Origin of the sequence: Criblamydia sequanensis CRIB-18 (assembly GCF_000750955.1) — a bacterium.
Lineage (GTDB): Bacteria > Chlamydiota > Chlamydiia > Chlamydiales > Criblamydiaceae > Criblamydia > Criblamydia sequanensis.
Window position 1 is genome coordinate 62,259 of the sequence record NZ_CCEJ010000003.1, and the last position, 23,066, is coordinate 85,324.

At 38.0% G+C, this 23,066-nt stretch carries 22 protein-coding genes; 14 read left to right on the forward strand and 8 right to left on the reverse strand.

Annotation, left to right across the window (positions count from 1 at the left end):
* Nucleotides 1-2 precede the first annotated feature (2 nt).
* The 5 genes from CSEC_RS02110 to CSEC_RS13315 all read left to right on the forward strand — a co-directional run bounded on the left by CSEC_RS02110 (nucleotide 3) and on the right by CSEC_RS13315 (nucleotide 3,853).
* Nucleotides 3-557: a hypothetical protein gene (locus CSEC_RS02110; protein WP_079977947.1), complete on the forward strand. Its 555-nt coding sequence runs from the start codon at nucleotides 3-5 to the stop codon at nucleotides 555-557.
* Between the two features lie 383 nt (nucleotides 558-940).
* Nucleotides 941-1,327: a hypothetical protein gene (locus tag CSEC_RS02115; protein WP_041016780.1), complete on the forward strand. Its 387-nt coding sequence runs from the start codon at nucleotides 941-943 to the stop codon at nucleotides 1,325-1,327.
* A gap of 88 nt (nucleotides 1,328-1,415) precedes the next feature.
* Nucleotides 1,416-1,817, forward strand: a complete 402-nt coding sequence (locus tag CSEC_RS02120; protein ID WP_041016781.1) for a hypothetical protein — start codon at nucleotides 1,416-1,418, stop codon at nucleotides 1,815-1,817.
* Nucleotides 1,818-2,146: 329 nt separating this feature from the next.
* Complete coding sequence (locus tag CSEC_RS02125) at nucleotides 2,147-3,568, forward strand: MATE family efflux transporter (RefSeq protein WP_041016782.1); 1,422 nt, start codon at nucleotides 2,147-2,149, stop codon at nucleotides 3,566-3,568.
* 138 nt (nucleotides 3,569-3,706) lie between these two features.
* The gene (locus CSEC_RS13315; protein ID WP_202593678.1) at nucleotides 3,707-3,853 is read left to right on the forward strand and encodes a hypothetical protein; all 147 of its coding nucleotides are present in this window, start codon (nucleotides 3,707-3,709) and stop codon (nucleotides 3,851-3,853) included.
* A 47-nt stretch (nucleotides 3,854-3,900) separates the two neighbouring features.
* On the opposite strand, the gene CSEC_RS02130 is transcribed toward CSEC_RS13315, so the two are convergent.
* From CSEC_RS02130 to CSEC_RS02145, 4 genes are all read right to left on the reverse strand, one after another.
* Nucleotides 3,901-4,671, reverse strand: coding sequence for a GNAT family N-acetyltransferase (locus CSEC_RS02130; protein ID WP_041016783.1), 771 nt, complete (start codon nucleotides 4,669-4,671; stop codon nucleotides 3,901-3,903).
* An 84-nt stretch (nucleotides 4,672-4,755) separates the two neighbouring features.
* Nucleotides 4,756-5,571: a helix-turn-helix transcriptional regulator gene (locus CSEC_RS02135; RefSeq protein ID WP_041016784.1), complete on the reverse strand. Its 816-nt coding sequence runs from the start codon at nucleotides 5,569-5,571 to the stop codon at nucleotides 4,756-4,758.
* Nucleotides 5,572-5,627: 56 nt separating this feature from the next.
* Nucleotides 5,628-5,792 carry a DUF1328 domain-containing protein gene (locus CSEC_RS12940; RefSeq protein ID WP_041016785.1) on the reverse strand — a complete coding sequence of 55 codons (165 nt, stop codon included), beginning with the start codon at nucleotides 5,790-5,792 and terminating at the stop codon, nucleotides 5,628-5,630.
* A 77-nt stretch (nucleotides 5,793-5,869) separates the two neighbouring features.
* Nucleotides 5,870-7,645 (reverse strand): ABC-F family ATP-binding cassette domain-containing protein, encoded by a 1,776-nt coding sequence (locus tag CSEC_RS02145; RefSeq protein WP_237559196.1) that lies wholly within the window; start codon nucleotides 7,643-7,645, stop codon nucleotides 5,870-5,872.
* Between the two features lie 166 nt (nucleotides 7,646-7,811).
* Here CSEC_RS02145 and CSEC_RS02150 point away from each other — a divergent pair, with 166 nt between their 5' ends.
* The 3 genes from CSEC_RS02150 to CSEC_RS02160 all read left to right on the forward strand — a co-directional run bounded on the left by CSEC_RS02150 (nucleotide 7,812) and on the right by CSEC_RS02160 (nucleotide 10,671).
* A complete protein-coding gene (locus CSEC_RS02150; protein ID WP_053331697.1) occupies nucleotides 7,812-8,309 on the forward strand; it encodes a DUF6790 family protein in 498 nt (165 codons plus the stop codon).
* Between the two features lie 155 nt (nucleotides 8,310-8,464).
* Nucleotides 8,465-9,589, forward strand: a complete 1,125-nt coding sequence (locus CSEC_RS02155; protein WP_041016787.1) for an F-box-like domain-containing protein — start codon at nucleotides 8,465-8,467, stop codon at nucleotides 9,587-9,589.
* 38 nt (nucleotides 9,590-9,627) lie between these two features.
* Nucleotides 9,628-10,671 carry an NAD(P)-binding domain-containing protein gene (locus CSEC_RS02160; RefSeq protein WP_041016788.1) on the forward strand — a complete coding sequence of 348 codons (1,044 nt, stop codon included), beginning with the start codon at nucleotides 9,628-9,630 and terminating at the stop codon, nucleotides 10,669-10,671.
* Nucleotides 10,672-10,691: 20 nt separating this feature from the next.
* Here the strand turns inward: CSEC_RS02160 and CSEC_RS02165 are convergent, their stop codons facing one another.
* The gene (locus CSEC_RS02165; protein WP_041016789.1) at nucleotides 10,692-11,267 is read right to left on the reverse strand and encodes an outer membrane protein; all 576 of its coding nucleotides are present in this window, start codon (nucleotides 11,265-11,267) and stop codon (nucleotides 10,692-10,694) included.
* 5 nt (nucleotides 11,268-11,272) lie between these two features.
* Nucleotides 11,273-11,698: a rhodanese-like domain-containing protein gene (locus tag CSEC_RS02170; protein ID WP_041016790.1), complete on the reverse strand. Its 426-nt coding sequence runs from the start codon at nucleotides 11,696-11,698 to the stop codon at nucleotides 11,273-11,275.
* Between the two features lie 156 nt (nucleotides 11,699-11,854).
* On the opposite strand from CSEC_RS02170, the gene CSEC_RS02175 reads away from it, so the two are divergent.
* The gene (locus CSEC_RS02175; protein WP_041016791.1) at nucleotides 11,855-13,093 is read left to right on the forward strand and encodes a BaiN/RdsA family NAD(P)/FAD-dependent oxidoreductase; all 1,239 of its coding nucleotides are present in this window, start codon (nucleotides 11,855-11,857) and stop codon (nucleotides 13,091-13,093) included.
* 40 nt (nucleotides 13,094-13,133) lie between these two features.
* On the opposite strand, the gene CSEC_RS02180 is transcribed toward CSEC_RS02175, so the two are convergent.
* Nucleotides 13,134-13,376: a DUF378 domain-containing protein gene (locus tag CSEC_RS02180; protein ID WP_336884490.1), complete on the reverse strand. Its 243-nt coding sequence runs from the start codon at nucleotides 13,374-13,376 to the stop codon at nucleotides 13,134-13,136.
* A gap of 205 nt (nucleotides 13,377-13,581) precedes the next feature.
* Here CSEC_RS02180 and CSEC_RS02185 point away from each other — a divergent pair, with 205 nt between their 5' ends.
* Nucleotides 13,582-14,784: a TerC family protein gene (locus tag CSEC_RS02185; protein WP_041016793.1), complete on the forward strand. Its 1,203-nt coding sequence runs from the start codon at nucleotides 13,582-13,584 to the stop codon at nucleotides 14,782-14,784.
* Nucleotides 14,785-15,188: 404 nt separating this feature from the next.
* Here the strand turns inward: CSEC_RS02185 and CSEC_RS02190 are convergent, their stop codons facing one another.
* The gene (locus tag CSEC_RS02190; protein WP_041016794.1) at nucleotides 15,189-15,449 is read right to left on the reverse strand and encodes a nicotinamide mononucleotide transporter; all 261 of its coding nucleotides are present in this window, start codon (nucleotides 15,447-15,449) and stop codon (nucleotides 15,189-15,191) included.
* Nucleotides 15,450-15,598: 149 nt separating this feature from the next.
* On the opposite strand from CSEC_RS02190, the gene CSEC_RS02195 reads away from it, so the two are divergent.
* The 4 genes from CSEC_RS02195 (at nucleotide 15,599) to treS (ending at nucleotide 23,060) form a co-directional block, all read left to right on the forward strand.
* Nucleotides 15,599-16,204 (forward strand): thymidine kinase, encoded by a 606-nt coding sequence (locus CSEC_RS02195; protein ID WP_041016795.1) that lies wholly within the window; start codon nucleotides 15,599-15,601, stop codon nucleotides 16,202-16,204.
* Nucleotides 16,153-17,634: a glycerol-3-phosphate dehydrogenase/oxidase gene (locus CSEC_RS02200; protein WP_079977948.1), complete on the forward strand. Its 1,482-nt coding sequence runs from the start codon at nucleotides 16,153-16,155 to the stop codon at nucleotides 17,632-17,634. Before CSEC_RS02195 ends, CSEC_RS02200 begins: the two co-directional genes overlap by 52 nt.
* A 108-nt stretch (nucleotides 17,635-17,742) precedes the next feature.
* Nucleotides 17,743-19,722: an alpha-1,4-glucan--maltose-1-phosphate maltosyltransferase gene (locus CSEC_RS02205; RefSeq protein ID WP_041016796.1), complete on the forward strand. Its 1,980-nt coding sequence runs from the start codon at nucleotides 17,743-17,745 to the stop codon at nucleotides 19,720-19,722.
* 32 nt (nucleotides 19,723-19,754) lie between these two features.
* Complete coding sequence (treS, locus tag CSEC_RS02210; RefSeq protein WP_041016797.1) at nucleotides 19,755-23,060, forward strand: maltose alpha-D-glucosyltransferase; 3,306 nt, start codon at nucleotides 19,755-19,757, stop codon at nucleotides 23,058-23,060.
* The last annotated feature ends 6 nt before the right edge of the window (nucleotides 23,061-23,066 follow it).

The following is a 23,066-nucleotide window of genomic DNA, read 5'->3' on the forward strand; positions in this document are numbered from 1 at the left end:
ATATGAAATATTATTTTCTTTTTTTGATGCTTGCCTTGCTCCAAGGGGAAGCGTTTTCAAGGCCAAGCCAAGTGATGATCATAAGACATGCCGAGAAGCCCCAGCATGGAACTCATCTTAACTTAAAAGGGCAGGAAAGAGCAGCTTGTCTAGCGCCCTTTTTTATTGGAACTGAGAAGCTGAATCGTAGCGGTATGCCGGTTGCAATTTATGCAAGAGCTGCCACTAAAGAAACCCCTTCATTACGTCCAATTGAAACGGTAGCTCCGCTTGCAAAAAGCCTTGGAATTTCCATTCTTAGCGGATATGGAGGCAAAGACTTGGTGCCAATGACAAGAGAAATCCTCTCTAACCCTGACTATGAAAATAAATTGGTTCTCATATGTTGGGACCATCATGGAATTCCTGCGATTGCAAGACTTTTAGGGGCGAATCAAGCTCCTGAAAAGTGGTATAAATCGGTCTTTGACCGGGTTTGGATTTTAACTTTTAAAGGCCATGAAGTCGAGTTTGAAGATATGCCGGAGCGTTTGCTTTTTGGAGATTCTGAGGAGTAAGCCAATTCTTTCTTTAGTTTCTCAAAAGAAGTTATGCTTTCTGATTTTATCTCCTCAATGCAAATTTCAGGAAATAGGTCTTAGCCGTTATTGGTCTTGTAAGAGCCATGTTCGGATGATTTTTTTATGATTCTCTTTTCTTTGTTATTCATTCTTGAGAACACAAATGTATAACAAATTGGTTAAGATTTACTAATAACAGGTCCTCTGCTATCTTGTTTTTTCTGTTATTTTAGCATCCATTCGTCCAATAGAATGGCAAACTAAAATAGCCGCCCTGACTTAAACTACTTTAGAAAATGTGCTTGATTGATGAAAAGCTCTCTTGATCTCTTATCCTAAATGGAATGATCGTTAATTAATAATTGTAAAAGGAATATTGTATGTTTTTAGATTTTTCTGTGCCCTGGCAAAAAACGCCCTATATTGATCGAGTAGAAATAGGATTTTTCCAAATTTCAAAAATTCCGGAACGAATCGTTACAATTATTGTAAATTTAGCTAAAGCCTTCTTTAATGGCTTAATAGCTCTTCTTGCATGCGGTCAATCTAGAATGTTTAATATTCAATTTGTTGATTCGGCCCTGTCTTCAATTTATGAGGCAGGCAGTATTCTATTAACGCCGCTTAATCTATTTATCCCTTTAAAAACTCTTAACTTACAATGCACTTGGCAAAACAACGTTCACCAATTGCGCAAAAATGCTAGTGCAATGATGGCAAGAAACCTATTAGATGCAAATAAAATGGAAATTGCCATAGAACTTTAAACCAAGCTTATTATCAAAATCAATACCGTATAATCAAACGTTGATGATACGGTTTTTTTCTTAAGTTACGTTTGCAAAAGGTTATTTGATGTTTGCTTGTGATTTTATCCCTTTTAGTGAGGCTCCATATGGGACCAGGGTTCAATTCGGGGTTCAGTTAATAAGCGAAGTTCCGGAGCGCTTGATTATGACCATCGTCAATTTTGTAAAGACGATTTTTTACGCCCTATTAACCGCTTTTACTTCAAGGCAAGCGTTAGGGTTTAGGTACCAATTGGATGGATGCTGGACTCGAACGATTAATGCCGGAGGGTCTTTTTGCTTTGGCCTATTAGCTTTTTTTGCCCCATACCATTCATACAAATGGTGTACTGATCTCCATTACTGGACGGCAGAAAAATTAGCTGAGCGAATTTTGCCTTACAGCACCGGAAATAAATCTAACTTTGATCAGATTTATACCATGGCCACGAGGGAAGTGATTAATTAATCAGCAGGTTGATAAACCTCTTATTTAACGTTATCTAAACTGACTAATTTTATAGAAAAGAAGATTTCTTAATGAATTTGTTTGCCTTAAAATAATAAATATATAAAATATATCTAATTTTTATGTTCTTCAATGAAATAAAGGAGATTGATCAGAGCCGAATCGGCTTTTTTTCCCTAGGAACTTAGGTGAATTTTGGGGGTAATAAGGCTAAAAAACTCGAGATTAATAAAAGTTGCTTTAGAAAGTTTATTTTAAAATAATAAATTGACTTTTTAAGTGTGTGTTTGTTATAATTTTTCTTTTAAAATCATAAATTATTCGGGGCAATGGCACATTCATACCAACTAACTAAGCATCCGGTCGGCACCAAACGAGAATTCTGGGCTCTTGCCTGGCCTCTCATGATTGGTCTAATTTCGTCTACATTCATGATTTTTGTAGACCGCCTCTTCTTATCTCAACATCATCCCATGGCCTTAAATGCAGCGGCCAGCAGCTCCGTTGCTTATTATGTTTTTTTAACAGTGCCCATGGGGATTGCTGCGATCTCGGAAGTATTGGTCGGCAGGCTAAACGGGGAGAAAAATTTCTCTGAAGTTGGATCCGCAAGCTGGCAAATGGTTCTCTTTTGTTTGTTTCTAACTCCATTTTTCCTTCTCGCAGCTTTTTTTGCGCCCCCTTTATTATTTTGGGGAAGCGATAATATTTTCCTTGAAACGGCCTATTTTGAAACCTTAATGTTTTTTGGTTCCATTCAATGCATGGCGATTGCCTTAAACGGCTTTTTTATCGGGATTGGAAAAGTCAGGATTGTCACAATTGCAGCCCTTGTCGGAAACCTCTTTAACATCTCCTTTGATTGGCTTTTAATAGAAGGCCACTGGCACTTTCCGGCGCTTGGAATTAAGGGCGCTGCCATTGCAACCGGTATTGCTCAAGTCATTCAGCTTATCATTTTATTTATTTGCTACTGGTCGTCAAAGAACCGTCACTTTTATAGAACCGGAAAGTTGAAGTTTAATTTATCCTATTTCCTGGAGGGCTTACGTATTGGCGGTCCATCCGGTTTTGGCAATGCCTTAGAAATCACTGCCCACTTTATATTCTTTAGGATTGTTAATATGACAGGCGTTAAGGAAATGACGCTTGTCGCGATGGTTCAAAGTTTTTACCTTCTCTCCTCTTTTGTTGTCGAGGCTCAATCCAAATCGGCAAGCGCGATTATTTCGAATTTGCTAGGAGCGAGACGGTTTGGACCCATCCCCAAGGTTTTAAAAAGTGCCTTTACCATCCACTTTTTCTTCTTCTTTTGCTTTGCTATAAGCACCATCCTCTTCCAAGATGGTTTTTTGAACATCTTCATGAGCGAACATGCCGAGTTTTTAGTTGATGATGCTTTTAAGCAGCAGTTTTTTATCTCTCTTCTGTTAATGTCTCTCTTTTTCTTGTTTGACGGGCTTTCTTGGATATTGCTTGGGTTTATTACGGCAGCCGGAGATACAAAATTTGTCTTCTATACAAGCTTATTTGTTCCTTGGATCGCTTATGTTTTACCGGCCTATTGGCTTGTTGGCGTTCATAAGCAGGGAGCAAGCGTTGCTTGGGCGATTATCGTCTTTATGAGTATGACAAACTTTATGCTTTATTTCTGGCGCTATAACTCAGGGAAATGGGCCTTGCGCTTTGCAAGCAGTAATTCGAGCGAGCAAATAGCCGCCGCAAACGAGCAGATTGCAGCCGCAAGCTAAAAGGGCTCAAAAAAACAATTGCAGGTAAAGATTTTATTTGACTTAGAGTTTTTATTTAGCTAGGTTCAAAGAAAATTGACAATCGGAGACCTTCTGATGTCTACATTCATAAATTTTCTTTGAAAGGGGACTTATCTCATGATTACTCGAAATATTGGAATGCTTTTACTTGCCATCTATCTTATTTTGCTCGGGATCGTTCAATTAGCAGGGATAGCCATTCCAGGAATCGTGCTTGGACTTCTAGCGCTTATCGCAGGGATTTTCATTCTCCTTGGAAAATAAGTTTTAGGTTTTAAAAAGGCCTCCCCTCTAGGGAGGCCCTTTTCAATTCATAGAGACTTAAGATAAAGATTATAATAGAGAGACGGCTCAAAGCCTATTCGTCTATATAAAGGCTCTGCAAGAGGCATTGAAGTTAAAATCGAAGCGTCTAAGCCTTCTTTTATTCCCAGATCAAATAAATAGTGTAAGATCGATTCAGCCATTCCCTTCCCTCGAAAAGCCTCTAAAGTCGCAATGTTATAAATATTTGCCTTCTGATTTTCTATGATTAATGTTCCTGTAGCTACAGGCGTTTCATTTTCTATGCCAATCACATTGATGACAGAGTCTTTATTATGCAAAAGATTTCCATAAGCTTCAGGAAAGGGAATGCTAAAAACTTCTGTGACAACATGGTTCCAGGCCTCTTGGTCTTTTTTTTCTTTCGCAATAAGAATCTTAAAGTTGCTAGAAGGGGGAGTTTGAGGTTTTTTATAATGAGCAAAGCTTAAGGCCATTCCGGCAATTTTCCCCAAAAGCATAAACCCGTGATTTTGTAAGGCATTCGATAAGTCTTCCGTTTCAAGATTTGATTCCGACCAAAAGCAAAAAGGAAGTTTTTGTCGACCGTAATGCTCGATGACTTTAGAAAGAAAAGGTTCTATTTCATTAGGTTTTGGCATTCCGTAAATGATTCCGTTGAGAAGGGGATGGGGAAGCCCGGTTTCTGAGTATAGGCAGTCGCCAAAAGAGTGGATGGGAAGATTTGCTTTCTTATATAAACAGAGATTACTTTCGAGGACATAATTGATTAAGGAGGTTTCGGATAGATTTTGCATAAGAGACCTTTAAGTTTTAAGATAGGCTTCCTAGTCTAGCAAAACGAAAAAAAATAATAATACCGTAAAAAATACGGTTTTTCATCAAAATAAACCGAGATCTGAGAAAAGAAGGGCTTTTTGAGTAAGCGTAGATTTTGAAAAGCAATCCAATTTATCTTTAGCGCTTTCTAGATAAGCCTCTACAGTTCTCCTTGAAAGGTCTAGGGAAATCCCTATTTCCTTAGCTGTTTTATTAAGAAGTAATAACCGAAGGCATTCAACTTCTCTTTTAGATAAAGATGAAAAGGAAAGAAGCTCTCTTTCATAGCCAATTTTTTTTAAAAAATCCTTATTTTGAAGATCTTTGATTGAAAGGACTTCATTATCAAAATTGGAATTTAAATAGCTTAGAAATATGGGGTCTAGTTTCATTTTTTTTAGAATTCCGGCCATTTCTTTTTTAAAAAAATGACAGAATCGCTTTAAAACTCCTGCATTTTTGACATAGAGATTAAAGACTTCTTCTTTTGTAAAAGCTCCGACGAATCCAAAGAAATCAACGCCGTCAGTTTGTTTATCTATATAGATAAAGCCGGGTTCGGTGTTAAAAAAATCCGCATACTCTTGATCTAGAAGATACCTTGTCGAGCCCGGAAAAAACTCGCTCATTGGGAAAAAACCGGATTTAAAAAAGCGGGGGTGTCTTAAAAAAGGATCGAGTTTGAAAAGTTCGTTTTGAACGTAGTGCGCGGCAAAATCGGGGCGGTCCAGTAAAACAGAGTAATGACCGTTTTGCTGTACATGATGATAGGTAAAGTAGGTGACACCAAAATGATGCCGAAGGGGTTCAGTCGTTTTTCTTATAAGGTCTTGATATTTCTCAATATATAGCGAAACTGTTTCTTCCCAAGACAACATAAAATTACCCAAAAAAGAAAAAACATATCTTTTTTGGGTAATAAAAAGCGATTAGTTTAACCCCGTACCATTAAGCCCCGGATTAAAGCCACAAGGAAAAGAACTAAGAATACAAAAAATAAAATTTTTGCAATGTCAACAGCCGCTCCTGCGATGCCGCCAAAACCTAACACCGCCGCAATTATTGCGATGACTAGAAAAATAAGGGCCCAATTTAGCATAAAATTAACCTCGTTAAATTCTTTGACTTTCTTCTAAACGACGAAAATCATTTATGTAAACAAGAAATTTTAATTTTTTATGAAGCGGCTTGCTTTTTTAGTTCTAATAATTCCCATCTTTCAAAAAGCGATTCATGGTTCTTTTGAAGATCGGCAAGCTCATTATAAAGTTGAGCCGCATCTTTTCCAAGCGAGCCATTTACTTTTTCTTGAAGAAGAGCCATTTTCTTTTCGATTGCTGCAATTTGACCCTCAATTCCTTCAAGCTCTTTTTCTTCTTTATAGCTTAATTTTGGGAATTTTTTTAGTGAAGAAGGTTTGATTTCTTCTTTAGGTTTGATAGAAGGTTGCGAGGGTTTTGAAAAAGCTTGGGCCGCCTTTTCCCACTGGCTATAGCTTGCAAAAAGTTCAGGAGCTTTTGTCAAACCAAGCCCCAAAATTTGATTGCATACCCGATCCATAAGCATTCGGTCGTGCGAAATTAAAACGATGGCCCCCGGAAATTCATTCAAACTTGATTCAATCACTTCCAGAGTTTGTATGTCTAGATCGTTAGTCGGTTCATCCAAAAACAAAATATCAGCTGGCTTCAGCATTAATTTTGCAATCAAGATACGGGCTCTTTCACCACCTGAAAGACACCTTACCGGCATTTTCAACCTTTCTTCCGGGAAGAGAAATTTTTTTGCCCAGCCATTCACATGGATAAATTGGCCTCGGTAGTTCACCATTTCATTTGCGGGAGAAAGAGCTTCCTTTAAGGAGAGATCGCCATCCACTTCATCGCGATGCTGGTCGAAATAGACGATCTGAAGATCGAGCGCTTTTTTAATCGTTCCAAGATCAGGCTCAATCATGCCTGCAAGCATTTTTAATAGAGTCGTTTTTCCCGTTCCGTTGGACCCGACGATGCCAAGTCTTGTTCCGGGTGACAAAGTGACATCGGCCTGCTCAAAAAGAGTCTTTCCTTCATAGGATTTAGATAGGTTTTTAGCCACAAGCAGCTTTCTTGTTTCTCTTTCTGATGCAGAAAATTCAATATCTACTTTTTTAACTTTAGTACGATTTTTTACATCTGCAAGCTCATCCATTAGTTGATAGGCTTTTTGAACCCGGGCTTCTGATTTAGTGGTTCGAGCTTTCGGAGATCGTCTTAGCCAATCAACTTCCTTTCTCAGTTGAGATGAAAGGCCTTTTTTTCTAGCTTCTTCCCCCTCAATATAAGCTTCTTTCCTATCTTGGTAGAGGTTTAAGTCCCCTTCGCTAACAAAGACCCCTTGAGGGTATAAATAATTTAGTTCTATGATCTTATTGGCAATCGAGTTTAAAAAGGTCCGGTCGTGGCTTACGACAAGATAGGATAATTTCTCCTTAGACAGGAACTCTTCAAGCCAAAGGATGCCATCTAAGTCCAAGTGGTTTGTCGGTTCATCTAAAAGTAGAAGGTCGGGCTCTTGCATTAAAGCGCGAACAATATCAAAGCGTTTTTTCCATCCTCCCGATAAAAGATTGGCAAGCGTGTAAAAATCATTAAATTGCGCTTTGCCAAGAAGCTTTTTGGCTCTCGTTCTAAGAATTAAATCTTCTTCTTCAGAGCGCTTCTCTTTAATTTCAGAAACCAAGAGATCTTCAAGCGGAATAGAGGGAAATTCAGGGAATTGGCTTGCGTAAGCCACTTTTAATTGCTGCTTTTTTGTGATATGACCCTCATCTGGATACTCAAGGTCCATCAAAATCTTAAGCAAAGTCGATTTGCCGGCGCCATTCGGTCCAATAAGTCCAATACGATCTCCTTGAGAAATTGTAAAAGAAATATTTTTAAAAAGGGGTTGGCTCCCGTAAAACTTGGTCAATGAATGGATACTTAAAAATGTTGTCATGAATAAAAAAAATGTGAAAAAGAAGAAAAAAGTTTATTAATAAAAATTAATTTTACACTAAAAAAAGATGTAAAGCAAATACTACTTGATAAGTTGAAAAAAAGTAAGATTTTTAAGGTAAATTCAGGAAGGAAAAGTTATGCTCCCAATTTATTTAATCGGACTTGCTGTCTTCTTAGCCTTTCTTCACGGTCTTTACCTTTACTTCAAGGGAAGAAGAATTTTTCCTGAAGCCCTTTTTCTTATGTACCTTCTTTTTTGCAATGTGGGAATTATGGGTTTTCTCGCCTTTTATTCCCATACAGCTCTTAGGGATAAAACGGCTGAACTTATTGGATGGCCTGCTTCCAACCCTTTTCAATTGGAGGTGGCGGCTGCCAATCTCGCCTTTGGAGTTCTTGGGTTTCTATCCGTATGGATAAGAACTTTATCCTTTTGGTTTGCAACCCTCATCGGAAATGCTTCGTTTTTACTAGGTTGTCTTATTGTCCATTTAATCCAATATGCCAAGGGGAATTATGCCCCCTACAACATAGGACCCTTTATATGGGTCATGGATTTGTTTATTCCTCTTTTAATGATCGGAATCTTTTTCCTAACTTATAGAAAAAAAGATCAAATGGAAAAACTTTCTTAAATTCCCTCTTAAAATTCAAATATTATGCTAAATAAAAATTTAATTTTTTTATTTACGTCATGTTTTTACTTTAAAATTATATTTTTCTTGTAAAAATTTATTAAAAAAAATAAATTTAAAACAAAATAAACAATGTTATTTAGATTGGTTTAATAATGTTTGAAACAAATTTAAGTAAATTAAGTTTAATTTCTTTGCCTGGTAATAATGAAAGGGACAAAAAAAGATTTCGGCATCAAATTAAAAGAACGCTTAAGTCTTGGAAAGGAGTTGAAGTTTCTTTACTTTTAAGAGAGAAGCAATCCTCAATTAGTAAGAAAGCCTCTCAGGTCCTGACAGTTTTTATGGAGGTTTCTAAAGACAAACCCTATAAGAAAACAAGAACTCTTGCGAAAAAACTAATTCTTGAGCTGCCTTTAAAGTTCCAGGATCTTCCAACAGAAATAATCACTTATATTTTCAGCTTTTTAGGGAAAGAAGAGCTTCTCTCTTTGAACCTTGTCGCAAAAGAAGTTCGGGAAATATTGATAAAACACTCTTTTGTAGATTCTTTTATAAAGGAAAATTTCAAAATCGTCGGGAACACTATTTCTGTGGCCTCCAAGATAAAAAAAGTCATTACACCAAGAGGAAAAAAAAGCACCTCTTTACCGGCTTGGCTTGCTGAAAGAGACATTATCTTAGATCTTTTCAAAACAATGACTAAATTAACAGACTATGAAAATATAAATCTTATGGGTTCTCTTGCCCTTGCAAGAACCTATGATGAGAAAGAGCCTTATACTAAAAGTCTGACATCCCTTGAAAATAAGAATCTTTCCAAGCTTTTTCGAAAACCTTCAAGACCTCAAAGTGAATCTAATTACACAGAATCAAGCGAACTTGTTTTACAAATATTTACTCATCCCGAATGCCCGGCGCTATATAGGCTTACCCTTCTTAGTGTTTGTGCATTCTTTAAGCCTCTTGAGTCTCTTTTTTTGGAATTAGAGGCAGAACTTAAGAAAATCAATATTAAAAAAGATACAAAGGATCTCATCTTCCAAAAAGACTTATTTTTTTTAGACTCCAATCATACTTTTAAGGAAAATGAACCTGTTTATGTTGTGACGCGCGATTTAAAAAATGTTTTCAATAGATGTTTAAGAGGGGGGCTTGTGATTTCAAGAACAAACGAGGGTTGGAAGGTCTTGCTTGACGGTTCATTAAAAGTAGAATTTTTTAAAACGTGCTGCATTGGAAAAAAGAAGACACAAATTATTGAGAGTCTTGAAAAATAGTCAAAGGTTGCTTTATCTAGGGATAAAGAGACCGCTTTATGAGAAATATAAAAAATAGCTTTTCCGTTGCCATTATTGGAGCCGGGCCGATAGGGCTTGAGCTTGCGGGGTGTTTAAAAAAAAAGGGCGTTGATTTCATTCAATTTGATAAGGGTCAGATTGGCGAGTCGGTTTATAAATATCCTCCGCAAACAAGATTTTTTAGCTCCCCGGAAAAGATCAGTCTTTACGGTAAGGCCTTTGAGACTCCCTCTCAAGAGAAAGCTACAAGGGAAGAGTATTTAGCGTATCTTAGAAACTATTGCTTAGACAATAAGCTCGATGTCCATACTTTTGAGGCAGTGACGGGGTTAAAAAGGCAAAACGGGCATTTTGATATTCAAACGACTAAAGGATCCTACTCATCTAAAGCCCTTGTGTTTGCGCAAGGGGGTCTAACATTTCCCCGCAAATTAAAAATTCCGGGTGAGAATCTTGCCTTTGTTTATGACACGCTTATCGATCCTCACACTTTTTTTAAGTCAAAGGTTCTTGTAGTTGGCGGAAAAAACTCCGCTGCAGAAGCTTCTTTAAGACTCTTTCATGCGGGCGCTTTTGTCACCCTGGTTCATCGAAAAGCCTCTTTTGATAAAAAAGCTATTAAATATTGGATTCTTTCCGAGTTAATGGGAAGAATAAAAAATGGGCAGATCAATTGTTTTTGCAGTGCTGTTTTAGAAGAGATTAGGGAAGGGGAAGCGACCGTTTTGCAAAAAAAGAAACGGCTTATCCTTCCTAATGATTTTGTGGTAAAATCTATAGGCTTTGAAGCAGATCTCTCTCTTATGCACCAGCTTAAAATCCCATTTTCAAATAAAAACACGCCCATTTTCTCAAAAGAAACCATGGAAACTAAGGTTAAAGGAGCCTTTGTCATGGGAACTGTTATCGGCGGAACCCAAAATAAGTTTGAAATTTTTATTGAGAACTCGCACCCTCATGTAGATAAGGTTTTAGCAGGTCTTGGAAGGTATCTTAACCATCCTCAATTAAAAAAAGAGAAGACCCGGATTGAAGATAACTTTTCTATGCTTGAAGAATAATTTCAGGCTTTCTATAGCAATCAGGATTTATAAAAGATGGTTTTAATACCAAGTGTATGCTCTTTTGCATTAAGTCTTGAATCGAAGAATCGGTATTCCAAGCTGACATCCCAATAAGGATTTATTTTTTTGAAAAGGCCTAAAATTACTTGGGCAGCAAAAGAGTTTTGGGTCGCTTTTTTATGAAAAATCTCATTCTTAAGCTTCACTTGGTTATTTACAAATCCAAGGCCAAAACCAAAATACGGGGTTAAGCTTAATAAATAAGGCTTGAAAAATTTACAGGTATATAGACAGTTGCCAAGAAGAGCAGTCGAGCTTACGTGCCCATCAATTGTCAAGGGCTCTTCGCTAAATCTTGCTTCCCTAATAGAATTGTATCTTTGCGAACCTTCAACTTCTAAAATAAGACAGGAAGGAAAGACATAGCCTGCGCTTATTGAAAAAGCAAAGCCCGTCCTTAAATCCACCTGATAGTCCCGAGAGCTAAAATCAAGGAAATTAGCCCCTCCGAAAAGAGAGCCATACCAATTTGATTCCGAAAAAGCAAAACAAGGGCTAAGGGTTAAAAGTAGAGCTGCTAAAGTTCTCTCCATCTTGTCTAATTCTCATTGCTTGAGACAAGAGGAAGCTTAGCTTTTCGCCACTCTTCAAGACCGCCTGAGTATCTGTAAACATTATCGTATCCCATCATCACAAGGCGATCGGCAAGAAACCTGCTTGTCGGGCATTTCTTCGTTCCGCAATAGAGGACAATTAAACTATTTTTATGAGGGAGCTTCTCTTGAATTTCTTCCTCGCTTGCATCAAATGAAAGAGAAAGGGTTCCGGGAATGCGAAAACCGTCATCATAGCGGGAAGGCCTGGCATCAATTAGCAATAAGCTTTTTTCATTTTCGATAACTGTTTTTAATTTATCAGTGCTTATTTCAACATAATGACCTTTTTCACTATGCCCTTCATGGGAGTTAGCGTCTTGGACCATTAAAAGGCTTGCGGCAAAAGTAAATGGTAATAATTTAAACATAAGGAACTCTTTTTCTTTGGCGAGGTGTCGTTGGCTTTTTGTTTAAATAAAAGTATTAGGCAGTTGTTGAGAGTCTCTCCCTTCATACTAAATCCGCTCTTTTTTTTAACCTCTAAAATGCGTATACTTTTTTTTTATTTTTTTTAGAGATGCAAAATGAATGATGAATTTGTAAGCGCCGTAATCCTTGGAGCCGGGGCTGCCGGTTTCTTTGCAAGCATTGCTTGCAAAGAGGGCTTAGCCGAAGGCCGTGTCCTTTTGATTGAGAAAACAAGAGCCCCCCTAGCCAAGCTTAAAGTATCCGGCGGCGGCAGATGCAATGTGACCCATTATTGCTTTGATCCGAAAGTTCTGATTCAAAACTATCCAAGAGGGGGTCTTGAACTTTTAGGCCCTTTTCACCGATTCCAGCCAAAAGACACCATCGATTGGTTTAAAGTAAGAGGGGTTGAATTAAAGGTGGAAGAAGATGGGCGGATGTTTCCGGTTACAGATGATTCCAGCACTATCGTAGAGGCCCTTAAAAAAGCGGCTAATGATGCAGGTGTTGAAATTCTTTTAGAAAAACGCCTTAAAAAAGCTGATCGGATAGACGAGGGTTTTTTATTAGAATTTATTGACGGGTCTTTTATAAAGACAAAAGCTCTTCTTTTAGCTACAGGGTCTTCTAAAGAAGGGTATCAACTTGCCAAAGAGTTCGGACATACGATAGACCCTCTTTGCCCCTCTCTTTTTTCCTTTAATGTTCCTGATTTTCCTTTGGAAAAACTAGCCGGAGTTTCAGTTGAGCTTGCAGGTTCTTCTTTAAAAAACGGCAAGCACCGTTTTGATGCGCCTTTACTAATCACCCACGGAGGTTTTAGCGGACCTTCCATACTCAAATTATCAAGCTTTGAAGCCATGACCTTAGCTTTAAAAGATTATGAAACCGATTTTTTTATCGATTGGCTCCCCGGATGCGAGGAAAGAAAAATTCGAGAAGAGCTTGAGGATAGAAAGACGAATCATGGAAAAAAAACAGTCATTTTAGATTCTTTTTTTCATTTGCCTAAGAGCCTTTGGAAGGAGCTTATCTTAAAGGCGGGCATTTCTTACGATACCACATGGAATCATGTGTCCAAGAGCTTATTGGAGAAAATTCTTTTCACTCTAAAGATGGACGTGTATCGCATGAAAGGAAAGACTCCTTATAAAAGCGAGTTTGTAACGTGCGGGGGAGTAAAGCTTTCCGAAGTAAATTTTAAAAAAATGGAGAGCAAGCTTGCTAAGAATCTCTATTTTGCCGGGGAAATTTTAAATATAGATGGGGTCACAGGCGGATTTAACTTTCAAGCCGCTTGGACAACGGGGTGGATAGCCGGAAAAGCTATCCAAGATTCTCAAGTCCTAACTTAAGGAAGCACCCTAACTAACGTCAGGATGCTTCTATTTCATCTTAGGTGCAGCATTTATTGCAGCTAAAAAGCTTCCAAAGTCCCCAAAGACCGGCTAAGCCCACAAGGACATAGACGACTCTTACAACTTCGGGGAAACTATGGAACAGGAACGACACCAAGTTGAAATCAAAGAGTCCAACAAGACCCCAGTTAAGACCTCCGATGATCAGCAAAACTGCTGCGATGAGATCCACGTATTTCATAATCATTCCTCCACATACGGGTGATAAACAAAGATGCATTCATCCTTGTACACCCATTTAATTTAATTATATCAAATTTTTTTTTATATTTATTCTTAACTTTTTTAAAATTAAGAGTTTGTAAAGGGGGATTAGCCTAAAACCCTTATAATTAAGTAACTTGGTTTCTAAAGAAAGTCTGTTTTTCTTCCTCTTTTTTTGATAAGAAAAGCTAAGCTGTAGAAAATTTTTGAGATTTTAGAATATGCAAGTACTGTTTTGGATCGGCTTTATTGCCGGGATCATTGGGTTAATTTCAATTGATCTTCTCATGACTAGGAATAAAAAAGAGCCGACCCTTGGCCACTCCTTGCTTTGGACGCTTATTTGGATTTTTGTTGCGCTTCTCTTTAATGTGTTCATCTATTTCTTATATGAATATGGTTTATTTGGTTTTGTATCTGGGGGATTAGGAGGCGCAACACCTGCTCTACAATACTTTACAGGCTATATTGTTGAAAAATCTTTAAGCCTTGACAACATATTTGTCATAGCTTTCATTTTCAGCTACTTTCAAATCCCTCTTAAATATCAGCATGAAGTTCTTTTTTATGGAATTATTGGGGCTATTGTCTTTCGCTTGATTATGATTTTGCTTGGCCTCGCCCTTTTAAATGCCTTCCACTTCATGTATTATATTTTCGGAGTCTTACTCCTGATCACAGCTTTCAAAATGCTTTTTATGCATAAAGAGGAAATCGATCCCGATAAGAACTATTTTACCAAATTAATGAAGAAAGTCATGCCGGTGACTCAGAAATTACATGAGGATCATTTTTTTGTAAGGATAGATGGGGTGCTTCACATGACACCTGTCTTTCTTGCGTTGCTTGTGGTTGAAACAACCGACATCCTTTTTGCAATTGACTCAATTCCGGCAATATTTGCCATTACAAAAGATCCTTTTATTGTTTTCACCTCAAATGTCTTTGCCATCTTAGGTTTAAGATCGCTTTATTTTGTTTTAGCCCATGCCTTAAACAAGTTTTATTATTTACGCTACAGCCTTATTTTCCTTTTAGCTTTTGTCGGCTTAAAAATGCTTTTAATAGATCTTTACCCCATCCCGCTTTCAATTTCTCTTTATGTCATCCTCTTTATCTTAGCTATGGGTGTACTTGCCTCTTACTTTAATTGGGAAAAAATCCTCGATATTTGGAGTTCTCCTGTTTTTAATGATTTAAAAAAACTAGGACAAGTTACCTTGGCTGAGCAAACAGGGGTTATCCTGTTAGCGATAGGAATAACTCTTTTGATCCTTGGAATTATGCAGCTTGCCATTAGGGGCATAGGTTGGATTTTAATCCCGATTGGAATTTTGATAATTTTTAGGGAAGTGCTTTATGCGTTAAAGATTTTTCGAAGCATAAGAGAGGAGAGAAAGAAAGAAAGGGATTCAAAAAAATAGCGTTTCTTTAGAAAAACGCTATTTTAAATATTTTTAACCCTTGATTGCTCCTAAATCTCGCTTGAGGATTCATTTTAAAGTTGTAGATGCTTAATTTTCATGACTTAAGCCAAACTCGAGAGTTTGGCGAGTCAGGAAAAATAGCGAGATGCAATTTAAAATGAATTCTCAAGCGACTAATCGATCGCCCTATTTAGAAGGTTAAATAAAGACATTGTTTTGATTACAAACCCCTTTTTCCGTGCGTGCTTTTATACTTAAGAGGCATTTTGCTCACAATTAGTACATATTTTTTTCATCTTTGTCTTTCGGCAATGCCCCCGCATTGCCTTCAATCTAAAAAATCTATTGACACCTTGCGGCACTTGGCCGTGGATTAGGTGCAATCGGGTATAAAGAAAAATTTAACCTTGTGCTTTCGCTTTTTGCAATGCCCTTATTTCTCTTGTCCAGGAGAGAATACCCCAAACGCTCATGATAAAATAAATTCCGAAAAGGAAAGCTTGGGAGGTCATACCGTTATAAAGGTTGTATGCGACCCAGCCCACATTTGCAATGGTCCAAAGCCATTGACCCATAACATTTTTTTGAATGACAAAAAAATTGCCGAGCAGGGACATGCTCACTAAAATCCATGAAGACATTTCAATCCAATTATCTGGCATTTTTTACTCCGGTTAAATCAAAATTTTTTATTTGTCCCAATTATAACTTTTTTGAGTTTAGATTGACAAAGATAAAAGTGGACTGGTATCAAAATTCGAGAGAAATAATCGTAGATTAGATAAAAAAAATTTAAATTAAAGTTGCGGAAATGATTCAGAAATCTAAAGGAAAATTGGAAGTTATTGCAGGGTCTATGTTTTCTGGCAAAACAGAAGAGCTTCTTTATCGCCTAAGACGAGCGGAATACGCTAAAAAAAAGGTCATCACGATCAAGCATGAAATCGACAATAGAAAATCGTATAAGTGTATTTTTAGTCACGACGGGGCGCTTCGTGAGGCACACCCGATAAGCTCTTGCGAGGAGGGGCTTGACACCCTCATCCGTCTAACCTCTGAAAGTGTGGATGTGGTCGGGATTGATGAAATTCAGTTTTTTCCGCCTGAAACCGTTCAAATTATTGATTTTCTTGTAGAAAATGGAAAAAGGGTAATTGTAGCCGGCCTCGATTTAGATTTTAGGGGAGAGCCTTTTGGAATTGTCCCGACATTAATGGCTCATGCCGATGAAGTTATAAAATTACGGGCTATTTGCATGGTTTGCGGCAATGAAGCTAATTTTACGCAGCGGCTTATTGATGGAGAGCCCGCCGGCTATGACGACCCGATAGTTTTAGTTGGGGGAGAAGAGTGCTATGAGCCAAGATGCCGCAATTGCTACAAGATGGAAAAGTATTTAGCTTGTTCACTAAGTTAAAAGAAAATTACAACCTTATTATTATTGGGGGCGGCATTTTAGGGGCTGCCATTGCCGAGATGGCGGCTTCTTCCTCTTTAAAAGTATTACTGCTTGAAAAAGAGGACTTTGCATCCGGCGCAAGCTCAAAGACATCGAAGCTTGCGCATGGAGGGCTTAGGTATCTTGAAACTGGAAACTTTAAACTAGTTAGAGAATCTCTTCGTGAAAGAAACCGTTTATTAAAAATCCACCCCCGTTTTGTAAAGCCTCTTCCTTTTTTTTACCCAATTTATACATCTAATAAATGGCCGTCTTTTTTAATAAGATTAGGCTTCAAAATTTATGACTTTTTTGCAGGAAGCGACCTTCCAAAGCACCGGTTTTTATCAAGAGAAGAAGCTTTAAGAAGATTTCCTTTTTTAGATGAAAAGGGTCTAAAGGGAGGATGCCTTTATTATGATGCCCAAATGGAGGATGCCCGTCTTGTTTTTGACCTCCTTTTTCAGGCTGAAAAATGCGGGGCAACCCTTCTTAATTATAGCGCGGTTATTGGGTTCATTCGAAAAGAAGGTTTTATAAAGGGAGTCCGGTTTCAAAATTCTTTAACAGGAGAGAAAGGCGAGGCTTTTGGAGAAATTATCCTTAATGCTACAGGGTCTTTTGCAAATGAGCTTGCACATCTTGCTAAAAGCTCTCTCTTTCTTGTTAAACCCTCAAAGGGATCGCATCTTGTCATTAATAGAACGCTATCCAATGAAGCCATCCTCTTTCATTCCAACATCGATAGCCGAGTCATTTTTTTGATCCCTTGGAAGAATCATACTTTGCTTGGCACAACAGACACGGAAGCATCTGGAAATACTAAGGATTTTAGAGTCAATGAGGAAGAAGAAAAATACCTTTTGGAATCAGCTAATTCTCTTTTAAAACAAAATCCGATTAAGACATCTGAGATTGTCTCGAAATTTGCAGGTTTAAGACCTCTTATACCAACGAACAAAGATACCTATAGAGCAAGCCGCGATCATAAGATTGAGGAAATAGAACCGGCTTTTTTTTCTGTCGTGGGAGGTAAATACACAACGCACCATCTCATAGCAAAAGATGTTTTAAAATCTTTATTCCCGGATAGGAAAATAGAGGAAAAAGATTTTGCTGGAGTCAATTATGAGACTGCAACTGAAAGGGAAACTTCTCCACTTATAGGGGATTCTTCCTATTCTGAGAGAGAACTTATCTATAGCATTCAAAAAGAACATGCTAAAACTCTTTGCGATTGGTTTTATAGGCGTACCCCTCAAGCTTATTTAACACCTATTTCAGATAAAACAATAGAGCATGCAGCCGGTATTTTCGCCAAAAACTTCCATTGGACTGAAGAGCGAAAAAAAAATGAGATAGCTCTTCTAAAAAATGAATTATCCCATACCCAAACAAGCCGCCTTTAGACTTATTTCTTTCTATCCTTTTGAGTTTTTAAAGAGAGTGCGTTATATATCAATTATATTTTTTAATTTGTTTTTTTGACCTCCTTATTCTAACGAAAGAATTCGAAAATGAAAGCAAAAGAATTTAAACGCGTCATCATTGAAAACGTTACGCCTGAAGTCAATCATGGTGATTTTCCGGCTAAAGGGGTGATTGATGAGGAGTGCTTTGTCGAAGCGGATATCTTTACAGATGGCCATTTAAGGGTTGCCTCGCGGCTTTATTATAAGCATGAGGAAGAAGGTAAATGGCAGCAAACAAGTTTAAAACCCCTCTCAAATGATCGTTGGCAAGGCTCTTTTTTTCCAAGAAAGTTAGGAAACTATCAATTTTTTATAGAAGGCTGGGTTGATGAATTCGGCTCCTGGCAAAAAGATTTTAAGAAAAAAAGAGAAGCTGGATTAGATCTTGAAGAAGAGTTTCGTATCGGAGCTAATATTCTTCTAAGATTGGGTAAAAAATCTTCTAAAAAAGACTTCTTCCAAAAGATCGTTAAGGCTTTAGAGGGTAAAACAAGAGAAGCAGAAAAAATAGCTCTTGTTTTTTCAGAAGACTTGCAAAGAAATCTCGACTTACTTCCTCTAGATAAATCTTTGGTCACAAAATCGGGGGTCTTGAGGGTTGAAACAGCACGTAAAAAAGCTCTTTTCTCCACTTGGTATGAGCTTTTTCCGAGGTCATGTACAAATGATTCCAAAAAACATGGCACTTTTTTAAATGTCTTAAAAGAAATCCCAAGGCTTGCCAAGATGGGATTTGATGTTCTTTATTTTCCGCCTATTCATCCGATAGGAAAAACCAAAAGAAAAGGGAAAAATAATTCGCTTACAGCAGAAGCTCACGATCCGGGATCGCCATGGGCGATTGGCGGTAAAGATGGAGCTCATAAAGCCATTCATAAAGATCTTGGGACTTTGGAAGACTTCAAAAAACTTATAAAGGAAGCTAAAAAGCATGGGATTGAAATAGCGCTTGATCTAGCTTTTCAATGCTCACCCGATCACCCCTACATTAAGGAGCACCCCGGTTGGTTTGAATGGCGCCCTGATGGAACGATTCAATATGCTGAAAACCCTCCTAAGAAATACGAAGATATTGTTCCCTTTCATTTTACCTTAGAAAATAAAGAAGAGCTCTTTCAGGAACTTTTGAGCATTGTCTTATTTTGGGTGTCTCAAGGGATTAAAATATTTCGGGTGGACAACCCCCACACAAAACCCTTTGCTTTATGGGAGTGGCTTATAAGAGAGGTAAAAGCAGAGTCTAATGATGTGCTTTTTCTATCCGAGGCATTTACAAGACCGAAAGTAAGAGAAAGGCTTGCCAAAATTGGCTTTGATCAATCTTATACCTATTTCACGTGGAGAACGACTAAGTTTGAGCTAACAGAGTATTTAAAGCAATTGACCGGGCCTTTGATGCGTCACTATTTCAGGCCTAATTTTTGGGTCAACACCCCGGACATTCTGCCTGAACATTTACAGGTCGGCATCAAGGCTTCTTTCCAATCAAGGCTTCTCTTAGCGGCTACCTTATCTTCCAATTACGGCATGTACGGGCCGGCTTTTGAATTGATGCTCTCTGATGCAATTGAGGGGAAAGAGGAATATAGAGATTCTGAAAAATATGAGATTAAAAATTGGTCTGCCGTCGAACGAAACCGGCTCGATGACTTTATTTCACTCGTCAATCAAATAAGAAAAGATAACCGGGCTCTTCAAGACACCTACAACCTGGAGTTTTTTTTCATTCCTAACGATTTTTTATTGGCCTTTGGGAAATACGATAGAAACCATAAAAATTATCTTATTGTCGTTATCAATTTGGATAATGAAAATGTGCAAAGCGGGATGCTTGAGATTCCATTAGATAGGCTTGGAATAAGTGAAGATAGGCCTTTTATGGTTCATGATCTACTAACAAACCATCGTTATATTTGGCAAGGAAGGCGTCAGTATATTGAACTTAGACCTTATGAAGTTCCGGGCCATATTTTTAAAGTATTGCCTGCCATGCACCGAGAAGAAAATTTCGACTATTATACTTAAATAAATGAGTGTTTTTGAAAACTGGTAAAAATATGGAAGAAACAGAGTATTGGTATAAGACGGCCGTTTTTTATCAAATCCACATTAAATGTTATCGAGACTCGAATTCAGATGGCATCGGGGATTTTAAAGGACTTACCGAAAAGCTAAATCATATTCAAAATTTAGGCTGCAATGCGATTTGGCTTCAACCCTTCTATCCATCGCCTCTTAGAGACGACGGTTATGATATAGCAGACTATACCAACATCAATAAAGATTACGGCACGCTTAAAGACTTTAAAATATTTTTAAAAGAAGCCCATAGCCGCGGAATCAAAGTTATCTCAGAGCTTGTGATCAATCATACTTCAGATCAACACCATTGGTTTCAAAGAGCGAGAAAATCCCCTAAGGGATCGATTTATAGAGATTATTATATTTGGGAAGACAAGCCTGAAAAGTATTCAGACGCGCGGATTATCTTTAAGGATTTTGAAACTTCCAACTGGGCCTGGGACCCCGTTGCCGAAGCCTATTATTTCCATAGATTTTATTCCCACCAGCCGGATCTGAATTATGATAATCCGCATGTGCATAAAGAAATTTTTAAAGTAGCTGACTTTTGGTTTGATATGGGGGTTGACGGCATGCGTCTTGACGCGATTCCGTATCTTTACAAAAGAGACGGGACTGACTGCGAAAACCTGCCCGAAACCCATGCTTTTTTAAAAAAATTAAGAGCTCATATTGATAGCAAATACAAAGGTCGAATGCTGCTTGCCGAAGCTAACCAATGGCCGGAGCAGGCTTGCGCTTATTTTGGAAAAGGCGATGAATGCAATATGGCCTTTCATTTCCCTGTGATGCCAAGATTGTTTATGGCGATTCGCATGGAAGATCGTTTTCCCATTATGGACATTCTCGATCAAACTCCAACCCCTCCTGAATCTTGTCAATGGGCCATGTTTTTAAGAAACCATGATGAACTAACCCTTGAAATGGTTACAGATGAAGAGCGTGATTACATGTGGCGGGTCTACGCGAAAGATCCTAGGGCAAGAATCAATCTTGGCATTCGAAGAAGACTTGCCCCTCTTCTTGAAAACGACAGAAGCAAAATTGAGCTGATGAATATTTTGCTCTTTTCTTTGCCGGGCTCTCCCGTGATTTATTACGGGGATGAAATCGGAATGGGAGATAATTACTATCTCGGAGATAGAAATGGAGTGAGAACTCCAATGCAGTGGAATAACGACCGGAACGCCGGATTTTCATCCTGCAATCCGCAAAAGCTCTATCTTCCTCTCATTATTGACCCGCAATATCACTACGAGCATCTAACCGTCGAAAATCAGGAGCATTCCGTCTCTTCTTTGCTTTGGTGGATGCGAATGGCGGTTTCGGTGAGACAAAGGTATAAAGCTTTTGGGCTTGGAACTATTACTTTTTTAAATTCGAGTAATAATAAGGTCTTAGCTTTTATTCGTGAATACAAGAACGAAAAAATCTTGGTGGTAGTTAATTTATCTCGTTTCTCACAGTATGTGGAGCTTAATTTAGCTGAATATAACGGCTATACGCCGGTTGATCTCTTCAGTCAAAATGAATTTTTTCCGCTAAGAAACGACCTTTATGGTTTGACTCTTGGCCGCTATGGTTATTTCTGGCTGAATCTTGTCATGAAGGAAGCTAAAAACCTTCCTATCGATCAAAAGCATCTTGTTTCCTTTCAATTTGGAGATAAATGGCAAGACATCTTAAAAGGAAATCATAAAGCCAAACTATTACAAGAAGTATTACCGGGATATATAGCCGGGTGCCGTTGGTTTAGGTCTAAAGCGAGAGTTATAAAAAATATCCAAATTATTGAAGAGCTGCCTATTGAAAATGCCCGCCTTCTATTTATTCAGGTAAGTTATCAAGACGATAGTGCTGAAACTTATCTTTTGCCCATTTCATTTGTTTCAGATGATGTCTCGCATTCTCTTTTAGCTCATTACCCTGAAGCTGTGATTGCAACAGTCAAGCTTAGCCATACCTCAGGACATTTAATTGACAGCACTTACGACCCTTTATTCCAAGGGGCTCTTTTCTCAACTTTAAAGGAAAAAAGAAAGTCAAAAGGAAAATATGGAAAGTTGCAAGCTACAATTAGCAAACACTTTAAAGTTAATGGGGTAAAAGATGATCAAAAAGATGCCTTGCAGTCTAGAATTTTAGGGGCGGACCAAACCAATAGTTCTTTAAGCTTTGCCGATCGATACTTTTTAAAAATTTATCGAAGAATTGAAGAAGGTACAAATCCGGATGTTGAACTGCAAGGGCACTTAAGTGAAAATTCCAATTTTTCTTCTATTCCCAGGTATTTGGGAAAAATTGAATGGCAAGGAGATTTACAAAATCCTGTCACTGTAGCAATGTTGCAAGAGTACATTCCAAATAGTCAGGATGTTTGGGGTTATTCTGTTGATGCGTTAGGCCGTTTTTTTGATGAGGTCCTAGCTCAGCAAAGCCAATGGGAAAAATGGCTTGAAACCGAGAAAAACCCTGAATTTTTAAGCGAAGAAGCAGTTCCCCAGCAAATCGGAGATGCCATAGGTATTTTTAGAAACACAGCCGAGCTTCTTGGAAAAAAAACGGCAGACATGCATCTAGCTTTGATTTCAAATTGCCAGAGTAAAGATATGGCGGTTGAACCTTTTACCATGCTTTATCAAAAGTCTCTTTATCAAGCTCTTCGTACACAAGCTAAGAAATCATTAGCCCTCCTTAAAGAGAAGCTTAACAGGCTTCCCCCTGATCTTCAGAAGATCACACAAGAGGTTATTGGGTCTGAATCTAAAATTTTGAACCGTTACAGCTATTTGCAAAACAAAAAAGTAAGTGCTTGCAAAATTAGAATTCATGGCGATCTTCACTTGGGACAGGTTTTGTTTACCGGTAAAGATCTCCTCTTTATCGATTTTGAAGGGGAGCCTCAGCTGCCTCTTGGCGAAAGAAGATTAAAGAGATCTCCCTTGCAAGATATTGCGGGAATGGTAAGGTCTTTTCATTACGCGAGCTTAACTGCGCTCTGCCGATATAAAGCCGTTAGAAAAGAACTAAAAGCTAATTTAGAGCCTTTTGCCAATCTTTGGTATAGACACGTCAGCAATATTTATCTCAAAGCCTATCTAAATGAAATGCAAAAGCATTCTATCAACCTTGTCCCTAAAAATAAGGAAGAGTTCATTACTCTTTTGGAAACTTATATATTAAATAAAGCTCTTTACGAGGTTGTTTACGAGCTCCAAAATAGGCCTGATTGGGTTTCAATACCTGTCAAAGGGTTACAAATGCTTCTTAAGGAGTCTTAAATAAAA

Excerpts from the sequence above, each read along its gene's own strand:
- CSEC_RS02110 (WP_079977947.1), top strand. The coding sequence starts at position 3 with ATGAAATATTATTTTCTTTTTTTGATGCTTGCCTTGCTCCAAGGGGAA.
- CSEC_RS02115 (WP_041016780.1), top strand. The coding sequence starts at position 941 with ATGTTTTTAGATTTTTCTGTGCCCTGGCAAAAAACGCCCTATATTGAT.
- CSEC_RS02120 (WP_041016781.1), top strand. The coding sequence starts at position 1,416 with ATGTTTGCTTGTGATTTTATCCCTTTTAGTGAGGCTCCATATGGGACC.
- CSEC_RS02125 (WP_041016782.1), top strand. The coding sequence starts at position 2,147 with ATGGCACATTCATACCAACTAACTAAGCATCCGGTCGGCACCAAACGA.
- CSEC_RS13315 (WP_202593678.1), top strand. The coding sequence starts at position 3,707 with ATGATTACTCGAAATATTGGAATGCTTTTACTTGCCATCTATCTTATT.
- CSEC_RS02130 (WP_041016783.1), bottom strand. The coding sequence starts at position 4,671 with ATGCAAAATCTATCCGAAACCTCCTTAATCAATTATGTCCTCGAAAGT.
- CSEC_RS02135 (WP_041016784.1), bottom strand. The coding sequence starts at position 5,571 with ATGTTGTCTTGGGAAGAAACAGTTTCGCTATATATTGAGAAATATCAA.
- CSEC_RS12940 (WP_041016785.1), bottom strand. The coding sequence starts at position 5,792 with ATGCTAAATTGGGCCCTTATTTTTCTAGTCATCGCAATAATTGCGGCG.
- CSEC_RS02150 (WP_053331697.1), top strand. The coding sequence starts at position 7,812 with ATGCTCCCAATTTATTTAATCGGACTTGCTGTCTTCTTAGCCTTTCTT.
- CSEC_RS02155 (WP_041016787.1), top strand. The coding sequence starts at position 8,465 with ATGTTTGAAACAAATTTAAGTAAATTAAGTTTAATTTCTTTGCCTGGT.
- CSEC_RS02160 (WP_041016788.1), top strand. The coding sequence starts at position 9,628 with ATGAGAAATATAAAAAATAGCTTTTCCGTTGCCATTATTGGAGCCGGG.
- CSEC_RS02165 (WP_041016789.1), bottom strand. The coding sequence starts at position 11,267 with ATGGAGAGAACTTTAGCAGCTCTACTTTTAACCCTTAGCCCTTGTTTT.
- CSEC_RS02170 (WP_041016790.1), bottom strand. The coding sequence starts at position 11,698 with ATGTTTAAATTATTACCATTTACTTTTGCCGCAAGCCTTTTAATGGTC.
- CSEC_RS02175 (WP_041016791.1), top strand. The coding sequence starts at position 11,855 with ATGAATGATGAATTTGTAAGCGCCGTAATCCTTGGAGCCGGGGCTGCC.
- CSEC_RS02180 (WP_336884490.1), bottom strand. The coding sequence starts at position 13,376 with ATGCATCTTTGTTTATCACCCGTATGTGGAGGAATGATTATGAAATAC.
- CSEC_RS02185 (WP_041016793.1), top strand. The coding sequence starts at position 13,582 with ATGCAAGTACTGTTTTGGATCGGCTTTATTGCCGGGATCATTGGGTTA.
- CSEC_RS02190 (WP_041016794.1), bottom strand. The coding sequence starts at position 15,449 with ATGCCAGATAATTGGATTGAAATGTCTTCATGGATTTTAGTGAGCATG.
- CSEC_RS02195 (WP_041016795.1), top strand. The coding sequence starts at position 15,599 with ATGATTCAGAAATCTAAAGGAAAATTGGAAGTTATTGCAGGGTCTATG.
- CSEC_RS02200 (WP_079977948.1), top strand. The coding sequence starts at position 16,153 with ATGCCGCAATTGCTACAAGATGGAAAAGTATTTAGCTTGTTCACTAAG.
- CSEC_RS02205 (WP_041016796.1), top strand. The coding sequence starts at position 17,743 with ATGAAAGCAAAAGAATTTAAACGCGTCATCATTGAAAACGTTACGCCT.
- treS (WP_041016797.1), top strand. The coding sequence starts at position 19,755 with ATGGAAGAAACAGAGTATTGGTATAAGACGGCCGTTTTTTATCAAATC.